This is a genomic window from Kitasatospora sp. NPDC004669 (assembly GCF_040609455.1).
Lineage (GTDB): Bacteria > Actinomycetota > Actinomycetes > Streptomycetales > Streptomycetaceae > Kitasatospora.
Genome location: NZ_JBEXKB010000013.1, coordinates 41332 through 54103, shown reverse-complemented (window position 1 = coordinate 54103; position 12772 = coordinate 41332). Strand labels below are relative to the sequence as shown.

9 protein-coding genes are annotated in these 12772 nt (G+C 73.1%); 7 read left to right on the top strand and 2 right to left on the bottom strand.

Annotation, left to right across the window (positions count from 1 at the left end; translation table 11 throughout):
• The first annotated feature begins 16 nt into the window (after positions 1-16).
• Positions 17-604 (top strand): RNA 2',3'-cyclic phosphodiesterase, encoded by a 588-nt coding sequence (gene thpR / locus ABZW30_RS13790; protein WP_355671295.1) that lies wholly within the window; start codon positions 17-19, stop codon positions 602-604.
• Between the two features lie 206 nt (positions 605-810).
• Here thpR and serC read toward each other — a convergent pair whose 3' ends face one another.
• Entirely contained in the window at positions 811-1929 is a 1119-nt protein-coding gene (gene serC, locus ABZW30_RS13785; RefSeq protein WP_355671294.1) for a phosphoserine transaminase, read from the bottom strand.
• Between the two features lie 150 nt (positions 1930-2079).
• Positions 2080-3180 (bottom strand): citrate synthase 2, encoded by a 1101-nt coding sequence (locus ABZW30_RS13780; protein WP_207813079.1) that lies wholly within the window; start codon positions 3178-3180, stop codon positions 2080-2082.
• 416 nt (positions 3181-3596) lie between these two features.
• Between ABZW30_RS13780 and pdxH the strand changes: the two genes are divergently transcribed.
• The 6 genes from pdxH to ABZW30_RS13750 all read left to right on the top strand — a co-directional run bounded on the left by pdxH (position 3597) and on the right by ABZW30_RS13750 (position 12657).
• Positions 3597-4229, top strand: coding sequence for a pyridoxamine 5'-phosphate oxidase (gene pdxH, locus ABZW30_RS13775; RefSeq protein ID WP_355671400.1), 633 nt, complete (start codon positions 3597-3599; stop codon positions 4227-4229).
• Positions 4230-4388: 159 nt separating this feature from the next.
• Positions 4389-4592, top strand: a complete 204-nt coding sequence (gene fxsA, locus ABZW30_RS13770; protein ID WP_355671293.1) for an FxSxx-COOH cyclophane-containing RiPP peptide — start codon at positions 4389-4391, stop codon at positions 4590-4592.
• A gap of 157 nt (positions 4593-4749) precedes the next feature.
• Positions 4750-6177 (top strand): TIR-like protein FxsC, encoded by a 1428-nt coding sequence (locus ABZW30_RS13765; RefSeq protein WP_355671292.1) that lies wholly within the window; start codon positions 4750-4752, stop codon positions 6175-6177.
• Complete coding sequence (fxsT, locus tag ABZW30_RS13760) at positions 6167-10180, top strand: FxSxx-COOH system tetratricopeptide repeat protein (protein ID WP_355671291.1); 4014 nt, start codon at positions 6167-6169, stop codon at positions 10178-10180. Before ABZW30_RS13765 ends, fxsT begins: the two co-directional genes overlap by 11 nt.
• A 44-nt stretch (positions 10181-10224) precedes the next feature.
• Positions 10225-11400: an FxsB family cyclophane-forming radical SAM/SPASM peptide maturase gene (locus tag ABZW30_RS13755; RefSeq protein WP_355671290.1), complete on the top strand. Its 1176-nt coding sequence runs from the start codon at positions 10225-10227 to the stop codon at positions 11398-11400.
• Positions 11401-11583: 183 nt separating this feature from the next.
• Positions 11584-12657, top strand: coding sequence for an HEXXH motif-containing putative peptide modification protein (locus ABZW30_RS13750; protein ID WP_355671289.1), 1074 nt, complete (start codon positions 11584-11586; stop codon positions 12655-12657).
• Positions 12658-12772 lie beyond the last annotated feature (115 nt).

Here is a 12772-nt window from a genome sequence, read left to right as displayed (position 1 = left end):
GAGGGAAGATTGGCCCATGAGGTTGTTCGTGGCGGTCATCCCGCCGGTCGCGGCACTGCAGGGGCTCGCCGACGCGGTCGCGCCGGTGCGCGGGCTGCCCGGGGCGGACCGGCTGCGCTGGACCACCGTCGAGGGCTGGCACCTCACCCTGGCCTTCCTCGGCCAGGTGCCGGCCGAGCGGCTGCCGGAGCTGGAGACGGGCCTGGCCGCCGTCACCGAGGTGCACCCGGTGCACCGGCTGCGGATCGCGGGCTCCGGCCGGTTCGGCGACCGGGTGCTCTGGGCCGGGGTGGAGGGGCAGACCTGGGCGCTGCGCCGGCTCGCGGAGGCGGTCACCGAGGCCACCGCCGAGGTCACCGGGGAGACCGACGACTTCGCCTTCCACCCGCACGTCACCCTGGCCCGGGCCGGCTCCCACCGCGGCCACCGGCGGGCCGTCCAGCGGGTCGCCGCGGCCGAGCTGGACGCGCTGGCGGCGGCACTGGCGCAGTACCAGGGGCCGGAGTGGGAGGCCGCCGAGCTGCACCTGATGAAGAGCGACCTGGACGGCGGCTTCGCCCACTACGAGTCGCTGTGCTCCTGGGAGCTGGCCGACTGGAGCTGAGGCCCGCGGGTCGGCCCGGGTGTGAGCCGGAGGTACGCTCGTTGACCGTGGATCCCAAGACTCGTATGCGCATCGTCTCCGGCACCCTGGTGCTGCTGTTGGTCGTCGTGCTGTTCAGCTCACTGGTCAACCGGTAGACCGGACGAACGCGAAGGGCCACCGCCCGCAGGCGGTGGCCCTCAGCCGTGTCCTCGGGGACGCGGGGGTCAGAGCTGCTCGACCACGTAGTCGATGCACTGGGTGAGCGCCTCGACGTCCGCCGGGTCGATCGCCGGGAACATCGCGATGCGCAGCTGGTTGCGGCCCAGCTTGCGGTAGGGCTCGGTGTCCACGATGCCGTTGGCACGCAGTGCCTTGGCGACCGCTGCGGCGTCCACCGACTCGTCGAAGTCGATGGTGCCGACCACCTGGGAGCGCTCGGCCGGGTTCGCCACGAACGGGTTGGCGAAGGAGGACTTCTCGGCCCAGGCGTACAGCCGGGACGAGGAATCGGCCGTACGGGCGACCGCCCAGTCCAGCCCGCCGTTGCCGTTCAGCCACTCCAGCTGGTCGGCCAGCAGGAACAGGGTGGCGATCGACGGGGTGTTGTACGTCTGGTCCTTCGACGAGTTGTCGATGGCCGTCGGCAGCGAGAAGAACGGCGGGATGTAGCGGCCGGAACCGGCGATCTCGGCGGCGCGCTCCAGGGCGGCCGGGGAGAAGGTGGCCAGCCACAGGCCGCCCTCGGAGGCGAAGGACTTCTGCGGGGCGAAGTAGTAGACGTCGGTCTCGGTGATGTCGACCGGCAGGCCGCCGGCGCCCGAGGTGGCGTCCACCAGCACCAGCGAGCCCTCGTCCGCGCCCACCGGACGCTTGATCGGCATCGCGACGCCGGTCGAGGTCTCGTTGTGGGTGAGGCCGTAGACGTCCACGCCGGCCTCGGCGACCGGCAGCGGGTGGGTGCCCGGGGCGGTCTTGAGCACGGTCGGCTCGGCCAGCCACGGGGCGGCCTTGACCGAGGAGGCGAACTTCGAGGAGAACTCGCCGAAGTCCAGGTGCTGGGACTTCTCCCGCACCAGGCCGAAGGCGGCGATGTCCCAGAAGGCGGTGGAACCGCCGTTGCCGAGCACGACCTGGTGGTCGTCCGGCAGCGAGAAGAGGTTGCTCACGCCCTCGCGTACGCGCTTGACCAGGTTCTTGACCGGGGCCTGGCGGTGCGAGGTGCCGAGCAGGGAGGTCTGGGTGGCGGCGAGGGCACTCAGGGCCTCGGGGCGCACCTTGGACGGTCCGCAGCCGAAACGGCCGTCTGCGGGCTTGATGTCAGCGGGGATCTGGATCTGAGCCACGCGCGCAGCCTACCGGCCGGGGGCTCGCCGGGGGTACGGTCGTCCGCCCGCTGAGACTGTGATCTTCGCTGCTCAGAGAAGCCGACAGCGGGCCCGGCCGAGGCCGGACCCGCTGGTCAGAGGCGGTGCGGAGCCCGAGGCTCAGCGCGCTCAGTGGGCGATGGCGTCCCAGCCCTCGACCTCCTCGGGGCGGCGCGGGCCGGGGCCCACGTAGCGCGCGGAGGGGCGCACGAGGCGACCGGTGCGCTTCTGCTCCAGGATGTGCGCCGACCAGCCCGCCGTGCGCGCGCAGGTGAACATCGACGTGAACATGTGCGCCGGCACCTCGGCGAAGTCCAGCATGATGGCGGCCCAGAACTCGACGTTGGTGGCCAGCACACGGTCGGGGCGGCGGTTGTGCAGCTCCTCCAGGGCGGCCTTCTCCAGCGCCTCGGCGACCTCGAAGCGCGGCGCGCCGAGCTCCTTGGCGGTGCGGCGCAGCACGCGGGCGCGCGGGTCCTCGGCGCGGTAGACGCGGTGGCCGAAGCCCATCAGGCGCTCGCCCTTGTCCAGCGCGTTCTTGACCCACGCGGTGGCGTCGCCGGTGCGCTCGATCTCCTCGATCATGCCGAGCACGCGGGAGGGCGCGCCGCCGTGCAGCGGGCCGGACATCGCGCCGACCGCGCCGGAGAGCGCGGCCGCGACGTCGGCGCCGGTGGAGGCGATGACCCGGGCGGTGAAGGTGGAGGCGTTCATGCCGTGCTCGGCGGCCGAGGTCCAGTAGGCGTCGACGGCCTTGACGTGCTTCGGGTCCGGCTCGCCGCGCCAGCGGATCATGAACCGCTCGACGACCGTCTCGGCCTTGTCGATCTCGCTCTGCGGGACCATCGGCAGGCCCTGGCCGCGGGCGGACTGGGCGACGTAGGACAGTGCCATCACGGCGGCGCGGGCCAGGTCGTCGCGGGCCTGCTCGGCGGAGATGTCGAGCAGCGGCTTGAGGCCCCAGACCGGGGCGAGCATGGCGAGCGCGGACTGGACGTCGACCCGGATGTCGCCGGAGTGCACCGGGATCGGGAAGGGCTCGGCGGCCGGGAGGCCGGGGTTGAACTTGCCGTCGACCAGCAGGCCCCACACGTGTCCGAAGGAGACGTGGCCGACCAGGTCGTCGATGTCGACACCGCGGTACCGCAGGGCGCCGCCTTCACGGTCGGGTTCGGCGATCTCGCTCTCGAACGCGACGACTCCCTCAAGCCCGGGTACGAAGTCGGACATACGACGGCTCCTTCAGTTCTGCGATCGGTGCTCCGCCGTGGTGGGGCGGCGCGCCAGTGACCGAATCGTGGTTGGCACTCGGTGCCAGAGTGGCAGGCACGGGGTGCATTGCGCCATACACCACCGTGGTGATGTTTCCTGCGGGCCCGTTTGACTTTCCGCCGAGGGTCGGTCGTGCCCGGGGGACACCCGGAACCAAACGCCCGGTTCCGGACAATTCCCCGTACGGCGGACGGCCAAGCGGTGGCGAGTCACCATATCTCCGACCGAGGTTTGTCCGGAGGTAGCGGTGTCGGCGGCTTGTCGTACGGGATGATGTTGGCGTGCAGACCCCGGAACGCGCCCAGTCGACGCCCCTGAGCCCCGCCAACCGGACCCTGGCCGACGAGCCCCGCCCCGGTCCGGACCTCACCGTGATGCGCAAGCACTACAGCCACGAGGGCCTGACCGAGGGGCAGCTCGCGCCCGAGCCGATCGGCCAGTTCACCCGCTGGTTCCACGAGGCGGACGACGCCGGGGTGATCGAGCCCAACGCCATGGTGCTCTCCACCGCCGACGCCGAGGGGCGGCCCAGCTCGCGCACCGTCCTGCTCAAGGGCTACGACGCGCGTGGCTTCGTCTTCTACACCAACTACGGGTCCCGAAAGGGCTCGGAGCTCGCCGAGAACCCGTATGCCGCGCTGCTCTTCCCGTGGATCGCGCTGGCCCGCCAGGTGATCGTCCAGGGCCGGGTCGAGAAGGTCGGCCGGGACGAGACCGCCGCCTACTTCCGCACCCGCCCGCACGGCTCCCAGCTCGGCGCCTGGGCCAGCGAGCAGTCCAGCCCGGTCGGCGGCCGCGACGTCCTGGAACAGCGCTACGCCGAACTGGAGCGCCGCTACCCCGAGGGCGAGGGCGTCCCCGTCCCGCCGTTCTGGGGCGGCTACCGGGTGGTCCCGGAGGGCGTCGAGTTCTGGCAGGGGCGCGAGAACCGCCTGCATGACCGCCTCCGTTACCTCGCCGACCCGTCCCGCCCGACCGGGTGGCGGGTGGAGCGGCTCTGCCCGTGACGACGGGGCGGCTCCGTCCGTCCGCCACCCGGCCACTTCCCGTGCCGTGGTGACGCGCGACTGACGGGCCGTCAGGTAGTAGAATGACGCCCGCGCGGACCAGGGTCGAGTTTCTCTGACCGGCATCCTGCTGTGCCGGCACGATCGAGTGAGGGACTGATGGGCGTCACCGGTGTCGACACCACCGCTGGACTCGGCTCCGACCTGGTCGACGTCGCCGCCCTGTCGCTCGACGAACTCGATTCCCTGCCCGATACCGTGCTCGGCGACCTGCTGCGCCGGGTCGTGGCGGACGCGCTGACGCCCGGCGCGGAGCCGCTCGCCGCCTTCCAGTCGGCACTCGAACGCCAGGGCCCGCGCTAGCGCCCGATCCCGCTGCGCGGTGTCCGGCCGCTGACCGCCGGTTAAACCCCAGAGCCGACCGGATTTCTCCCAACTTTGCAGTTTCCCGGTGGAGTTCACGACATGCTGGGTATGACACCAGCGCCGTCGCGGCACCGTCTGGCTCGGGGGGAATCAGGTGATCGAACGGGAACAGCGCCCGTACTTCTTCTTCAGCTACGCGCGTCGAGACTTCATGGAAGACGCCTTCGTCGACCAGTTCTTCAACGACCTGCGGGACGAACTCGGACGCATCCTCGGGCCGGCCGTCCCGGCCGACGAACTCGCCTTCCGCGACACCGAGCAGCTGCGGCTCGGCGACGAGTGGGCCGACAAGCTGGCGCTGATGCTCGGCCGCAGTCGGACCATGGTCGCGCTCTACTCCCCGGCCTACTTCGCCAGCCTGTACTGCGGCAAGGAGTGGACCGCCTTCCGCGGCCGGGTCCGGCGCCACCACGAGGAGGCCGGGGAGCTCGTCTCGGCGCTGATCCCCGTGCTCTGGGAGCCCGTCACGCCGGGTGAACTGGCCAGCGAGGTCAACAAGATCCAGTGGGCCCAGCCGGACATGGGCGACGCCTACGCCCGCCACGGCCTGCGCGCCCTGCTGCGCACCGCCCAGCAGGAGGCCTACCGGCAGGTCGTCCGGGTGGTCGCCGGGCGGATCCGGGACGCGGCGGTGCGCCGGCTCGGCGAACTGCCCGAGTTCGACCTCGACGCCGTCCGCGGCTACTTCCCCGGGCCGGCCACGCCGACGCCGGCCGAGCCCGGCATGGTGCGGCTGTTCATCGCGGCCGGCCGGGCGTCGGAGGCCGCCGTCGCGGCCGACACCTGGACGGGCGGCCTGTACGGGGCCAAGCCCTGGCACTGGGCGCCCTACCACCCGCCCGTGCAGCCGTCGCTGGCCTCGCGCGCCCAGCGGGTGATCACCAACGCAGGGCACACCACCACGCTGGAGGAGATCGGCCCGGGCCTCGGCGAGAAGCTCGACCAGGCCCGGGAGGACAGTCAGGTCAGCGTCCTGCTGGTGGACCCGTGGGTGACCGACAACGAGCGCTACCGGGCCGCGCTGCGCGAGTACGACGACCAGAACCACCCGGTCACCGGAGTGGTCGTCCCGATGGGCAGCAGGGACCCGGGCGCGGAGCGCGAAGCGCCGTGGACCGGCGTGCGCGGCGTGTTCCGCCGCAACTGGTTGCGCCGGAGCGACCTGGAGCACTTGTTCCGGGTGAAAGTGAATCAGGAGAGCTTCGATCGCGACCTCACCATCATGGTGACGGTTGCTCAGAACAAGCTGATGGACGACAACTTGGATTGGCGGGACGATGGCGACGGCGCCTTCGGCCTCGGGTCCGGCGGCGACGCCTTCGGCTTCGGCGGCGGTCCGGACATGCCCGGGCTGTCCATCCCGGCCGGCCCGCCGCCCGGCCCGCGTCAGGGCCCGTCCGCGCGACGCGAGCCGGACCGGGAACCGAGGGAGATGCCCGGCCAGCGCCGCGGCGGCCACGACGGGTCCGTCCCGCTGGGGGGATCCGTCCCACTGAGGGGAGAAGACGACGATGACCATTGAGCCCGGCGCAGAGCTGGAGCGCGGCGGACCGGGTTCGGTCGTCACGTTCTACTCGTTCAAGGGCGGCACCGGCCGGACCATGGCACTCGCCAACGTCGGCTGGATCCTCGCGAGCCGGGGCCTGCGCGTCCTGGTGGTCGATTGGGACCTGGAGGCGCCCGGCCTCCACCGCTACTACCATCCGCTCCTGATCGACCCCGAACTGCACGCCACCGACGGCCTGATCGACCTGCTGCGCGCCTACGTCCGGCAAGCGCTGCCGTCCGCCTCCGGGCCGACGGGCCAGTCCCCGGCCGACTGGCTGGACGAACCCGGCCGGCTGGACGGCTACATCTGCGGGCTCGCCCTCGACCTGCCGCCCGGCGGCCGGCTCGACTTCCTGCCCGCCGGCCGGCAGAACGCCGCCTACGCCGCCGCCGTCACCAGCTTCAACTGGCGCAGCTTCTACCACGGCCGGGACATCCGCGGCGGGGAGTTCCTGCGCGGGCTGCGCGAACGCTGGGCCGGCGGCTACGACTACGTGCTCATCGACAGCCGCACCGGGGTCAGCGACACCTCCGGCATCTGCACCGTCCTGATGCCCGACACCGTGGTCGACTGCTTCACCTTCAGCGCCCAGAACATCCGCGGCGGCGTCGACGCCGCCCGGGCCATCGCCGAGGCCGAGGAGCGGGCCATCCGCGTCCTGCCGGTGCCGATGCGGGTCGAGGACGCCGAGCAGGAACGCCTGGAGGCCGGCCGGGACTTCGCCCGCGAGGCCTTCGCCCCCTACCTCGGCCGCTGGCTGCCCGGGGACCGCCGAGCCGCCTACTGGGCCGACGTCGAGGTGCCGTACAAGCCGTTCTACGCCTACGAGGAGGTGCCGGCCACCGTCGCCGACCGGCCGCAGGAGGCGCGCAGCCTGCTCAACGCCTTCGAGCGGCTGGCCGAGTGGATCACCGACGGGCGGGTCCGCTCCCTGCGTCCGCTCAGCTCCGAGTCCCGCCGCCGGCTCTACGGCGCCTACCTGCGCTCCGCCCGCGCGGTGCCCCGCCAGGTCTTCGTCAGCTACGCGCCCGAGGACCGGATGTGGGCCGAGTGGGCCGCCGGCACCCTCACCCGCTTCGGGTACCAGACCTCGCTGCACAACGCCGCCGAGCCCTACGGCGGCCAGCGGCCCCCGGAGGTCACCGGACCGCTCGACGGCCAGGGCCGGCTGCTCGCGCTGCTCTCGCCCGAGTACACCACGCTGCCCCGCGCCGCCGAGGTCTGGCATCTCCTGCAGGGGCGCGAACTCGCCTCCGGCGCATCGGCGTTGGTTGGCCTGCGGCTGCAGGACTCGGACGAGCCGGTGCCCCGCCCGTTCGTCGGCCAGGCGGTGCCCGACCTGGTCCGGGCCTCCGCGACCGGCGCCGAGGCCCAGCTGTACGCCGAACTCGGCCCGCCGCCCGGCAGCAACCGGCAACTCGACACCGACAGCGGCGAGTTCGCCGCCCCGGCGCGCTTCCCCGGCACCGCCCCGCAGGTCCAGGACGCGCCCTCGCGCAACGCCGCCTTCATCGGCCGCGGCAAGCTGCTCGAACTGCTCCGCAACCGCTTCACCGGCGGCCCCGCCGCCGTCCTCAGCCAGGTCCTCTACGGCTTCGGCGGCGCCGGAAAGTCGCAGATCGCCGCCGAGTACGCGCACCGCTTCAAGTCCGCCTACGACGTCATCTGGTGGGTGCCCGCCGAGGAGCCCGCCAACATCCCGCAGAAGCTCGCCGAACTCGCCCCCCGGCTCGGCGTGCCCACCAGCGACGACGTCGCCCACACCGCCGCCGCCGTGCTCGACGCGCTGCGCCGCGGCCACCCGTACCGCCGCTGGCTGCTGGTCTTCGACAACGCCGGCACCCCCGAGGAACTCGCCCCCTGGCAGCCCGGAGGCTCCTCGGGCGGGCACGTGTTGATCACCTCCCGCAACCAGGGCTGGGCCCGGCACGCCGGCCTGGTCGAGGTCGACGTCTTCCTGCGCGAGGAGAGCGTCCGGCTGCTGCGCCGCTTCAACAGCGGCCTCTCCCCGGAGGACGCCGACCAGGTCGCGCACCGCCTCGGCGACCTGCCGCTGGCCGTCGGCCAGGCCGCCGTCTGGCTCCAGGAGACGTCGATGCCGATCGCCACCTACCTCGAACTGCTCGACGACGAGCTCACCGAGATGCTGGAGCGCACCAGGCTGCGCCCCACCGACTACCCGCACTCCGCCGCCGCCACCTGGCGCATCTCGGTCGAGGAACTGCGCCGGATGAACGCCCCGGCCGCCCAGATCCTGGAGATCTGCGCCTTCTTCGGCCCCGACGCGATCCCGATGCGGCTGCTCTACAGCCGGGCCGTCACCCGCGCCCTGCGGCTGCCCCCGCGGGCGCCCCGCGACAAGCTCGCGATCGGCGAGTTCCTGCGCGCCATCAACCGGTTCGGACTCGCCCGCACCGACCAGGGCAGCGAGACCATCACCGTGCACCGGCTCGTCCAGGCGGTGCTCCGGGACCAGGTCGAGGAGGACCGGCGGGCCGAGCTGCGCGGCGTCGTCCACGCGGCCCTCGCCACCGCCAACCCCGGCGACCCGGACATCCCCGCCAACTGGGCCGAGTACGCCGAACTCCTGCCCCACCTCTGGCCGTCCGGCGCCGTCGACAGCGCCGACGAGGACGTCCGGGAGTGGATCATCGACTCGGTCCGCTACCAGTGGAAGCGCAGCCTGCACGAATCCGGCCGCGAGCTGGCCGAACGGACCCTGGAGCACTGGCGCCAGGAGGACTACGGCGGATCCGACTTCGACGTCGACAACGACGCCCAGACGCTCATGCTGCGCACCCAGCTGAGCAACATCCGCCGTTCCCAGGGCGCCCTCCAGGAGGCGTACGAGATGGACCGGGACATTCTGGACCGCTTCACCGCGACCCTGGGCCCGGAGCACTCGCACACCCTCGCCGTGGCCAACAGTCTCGGCGCCGACCTGCGCTTCCTCGGCCGCTACGACGAGGCCCGGACGCTCGACCGCAGGACCCTGGACGCGGCCCGGCGCACCCTCGGCCCGGACCACCCGCGCACCCTGATGATCACCAACAACCTGGCCGTCTCCGACTACCTGGCCGGCGACCGCTACGCCGCCCTGGAACGACACCGCAGCAACTACCTCCAGCAGCGCGACGCCCTCGGCGCGCACAGCCTGTACGCGCTGTCCTCCGCCTCCAACTACGCCCGCGACCTGCGCGAGACCGGGCGACTGCGGGAGGCGCTGGACCTGCTGGAGGAGACCGTCCGGACGTACCAGCAGATCATCGGCGACAACCACACCGACACCCTGCGCGCCCGCAAGAACCTCGCCGTGGCGCTGCGCCGGGCCGGGCGGTACACCGAGGCCCTGGAGATCGACGAGGACATCTACCAGCGCTACCTGGACATCAACGGTCCGGAGCACCCGGACACCCTGGCCGCCGCCACCAACCTGGCCAGCGACTACAACGCGCTCGGCGACACCGACCGGGCCATCCCGCTCGCCGAACGGGCCCTCGCCCGCTACCGCGACTACCTGGGCGAGAACCACCCGGTCACGCTGGCCGGCGCCAACAACCTCTCGGTCTACCTGCGGCTGGCCGGCCGCCTGGCGGAGGCCCGGGAACTGTCCGGGCGGACCCTCGCCCAGTTCCGGACCGTCCTCGGCTCGCACCACCTCTACATCCCGATCGCGATGATGAACCACGCGAACGACCTGGCGCTGAGCGGGGAGATCCGGGCCGCGCTCGCCCTGGAGCAGGAGGCGGCGCCGCTGATGACCGAGGCGCTCGGCCCGGACCACTACGACTCCGTCGGCATCACCTCCAACCTCGCGCTGTCGCTCGCGGCGATCGGGGAGACCGAGCGGGCCGCCGAACTCCGGGCGGACTGCATCCGCCGGGCCAGGGTGACGCTGGGGGAGGAACACCCGACCACCGTCGCCGTGAAGGCCGGGATGCGGCTCGACTCGGATGTGGAGCCTCCACACGTGTGACGGACGGTCAGCGATCTCGCCGGCCGCTGCTAAGGTTCACGCGCATGGTGCCGTTCCGGCAGTTCCTGCTGAAGATCCACAGCCGGTGCAACCTGGCCTGCGACTACTGCTACATGTACGAGAGCGCCGACCAGAGCTGGCGCGACCGGCCGCGGCGGATGGAGTCGGTGACCGTCCGCCGGACCGCCCGGCGGATCGCCGAACACGCGGCCGAGCAGGGGCTCGACGAGGTCTCCGTGGTGCTGCACGGCGGCGAGCCGCTGCTCGTCGGAGCGGCCCATCTCGACGCGCTGCTGGCCGAGTTGGCAGCCGCCGGGCCGCGGGTGCGGTTCAGCCTGCAGACCAACGGGCTGCGGCTGCTGGACGAACCCGCGCTGCTCGACGTGCTGCACCGGTACCGGGTCGGCGTGGGGGTGTCGCTGGACGGCACCCCGACCGACCACGACCGGCACAGGCGGCTGCCCTCCGGCGCGGGCAGTTGGGCCCGGACCGCGGCGGCGGTGCGGCTGCTCGGCTCGGACCGGCACCGCGAGCTGTTCGCCGGGTTGCTCTGCGTGGTCGATCTGGCGGCGGACCCGGTGAGCACCTACGAGGCGCTGCTGGAGTTCGAGCCGCCCCGGGTCGACCTGCTGCTGCCGCACGCGACCTGGCACGCGCAGCCGGCGGGGGTCCACCGGTCGCTGCCGGTCGCCCCTCCGTACGGCTCGACCGAGCAGCCCGCGCCGTACGGGGAGTGGCTGATCGCGGCCTTCGACCGCTGGTACGACGCCCCGTACCGGGAGACCGGTGTCCGGCTGTTCGAGGAGCTGTCCGTGCTGCTGCTGGGCGGCCGGGCGGCCAGCGAGGCGGTGGGGCTGGCGCCGGTCGACCTGGTGGTGGTCGAGGCGGACGGCAGCATCGAGCAGGCGGACAGCCTCAAGGTGGCGTACGACGGCGCCGCCGGGACGGGCCTGGACGTGTGGCGGCACGGCTTCGCGGACGCCGCCGCGCACCCGGCGTTCCGGGCCCGCCAGCGCGGCTTCGCCGGGCTCGGGCCGGTCTGCGCGGCCTGCCCGCTGGCCCGGGTCTGCGGCGGCGGCCTCTATGCGCACCGGTACGCAGGCGACGGGTTCGCTCACCCGTCCGTGTACTGCGCGGACATGGACCGGCTGATCCGGCACATCGCCGGCAGGCTTCAGGCCGGGGTGGCGGAGCTGGCCGGGGCGGGGCTCGGGAGATAGCGGTCCGGGCCCGCGCTAGACCGTTCGGGTCATGCGCGGGCCCGGACCGGCTGAGCCGCCGCCTCGTGGGGAGACTGCGGGCGGACCCGCCCGGCCGTGCGCTTTCGCGATCGGGCCGGTTCCGGAGCGGGTTGTTCACGGGCCGGACGTTCACGGGCCGGCTGTTCACGAGAGGACGGACCGATGGCGGGTACGGGCGAGGCGGTGGCGGCCGGGGTACCGGGCGCGCGGGGGGCGGACGGGCTGCCCCGGCACGGCATGGACCGGGCGACCTTCCGGGCGATCGCCGGCGCGCGCGGCGGCCCGGAGGCCGTCCGGCTGCTGCGGGCCGGGCAGTTGAGCAAGCGGGCGCTGCTGCTGCTCGCACTGCGCCGGGCGGCCCCGCAGGACGAGGGCTACCGCGTGGCGTACGGGCAGGTGCGCGCCTTGCAGCGGGACGACCGGCCGCGTTGGGAAGAGGTGTTGCTGCGGCCGGAGTTGGACGCCTGGGCGGCCGACTGTCTGCGGGCGTCGTCGGACGGCTCGGCGGTACCGCTGGACGGGCTGGGCGAGTTCGTCCGGGCCGGGGCGGGCCCGGCGCTCGCGCTGGAGTGCGACGGGCTGCGTTGGGCGCCGGTGATCGACCACGTCGGGCCGCGCCGGGTGGACTACGGACGGCCCCCGACCGGACCGCTGTCGCCCGGCGAAATCGCACTGTGGGAAGAGCAGTTGGCCGAGGCCTGGTGGATCCTGGTGCGCCGACACCGCCGGCATGCGGAGGCCGTCGCGGCCTGTGTCGGCACCATCGTGCCGCTGCGGCCGGCGCCCGGCGGGGAGGGGGTCAGTGCTGCCGCCCGGCGGGCGTACGGCGCGGTGGCGGTCTCGCTGCCGGGTGAACCGGTGCTGCTCGCGCTGGCCCTGGTGCACGAGTTCCTGCACATCCAACTCGGCGCCCTGCTGGACCTGGTGCCGCTGCACCGCCCCAACGGGCCGGCGATCTACCACGCGCCCTGGCGGCCCGATCTGCGCCCGGTCGGCGCACTGCTGCAGGGGGCGTACGCGCATCTGGGCGTCGCGTCCTTCTGGTGTGCCGAGGCGGCCGCGGGGGTGAGTGAACGGGGCCGGGCGGAAGGGGAGTTCACGCGCTGGCGGGGGCACACCCTGGCCGCTGCCGAAACCCTGCTGGGGTGCGGTGAACTCACATCGCAGGGAAGGGAGTTCACCGACGAGTTGGCTCGTTCCGTCCGCGAACTGGGGGAGCCGGGCCAGTGCGCTTGAGGGCATTGGGCCGTTCGGGCGTCGAGCCGGCATCCCCGGGCCGATGCCGCGACCCTGCGCGTGTCCCCACCGGGGTCGGTCGACGGGTTCGAACGCCTGCTCAGGTAAACGCGCT

What these genes read in the sequence shown, in the direction of transcription:
- thpR (WP_355671295.1), top strand. Translation starts at nt 17, where the DNA reads ATGAGGTTGTTCGTGGCGGTCATCCCGCCGGTCGCGGCACTGCAGGGG.
- ABZW30_RS13780 (WP_207813079.1), bottom strand. Translation starts at nt 3,180, where the DNA reads ATGTCCGACTTCGTACCCGGGCTTGAGGGAGTCGTCGCGTTCGAGAGC.
- pdxH (WP_355671400.1), top strand. Translation starts at nt 3,597, where the DNA reads ATGCGCAAGCACTACAGCCACGAGGGCCTGACCGAGGGGCAGCTCGCG.
- fxsA (WP_355671293.1), top strand. Translation starts at nt 4,389, where the DNA reads ATGGGCGTCACCGGTGTCGACACCACCGCTGGACTCGGCTCCGACCTG.
- fxsT (WP_355671291.1), top strand. Translation starts at nt 6,167, where the DNA reads ATGACCATTGAGCCCGGCGCAGAGCTGGAGCGCGGCGGACCGGGTTCG.
- ABZW30_RS13755 (WP_355671290.1), top strand. Translation starts at nt 10,225, where the DNA reads ATGGTGCCGTTCCGGCAGTTCCTGCTGAAGATCCACAGCCGGTGCAAC.
- ABZW30_RS13750 (WP_355671289.1), top strand. Translation starts at nt 11,584, where the DNA reads ATGGCGGGTACGGGCGAGGCGGTGGCGGCCGGGGTACCGGGCGCGCGG.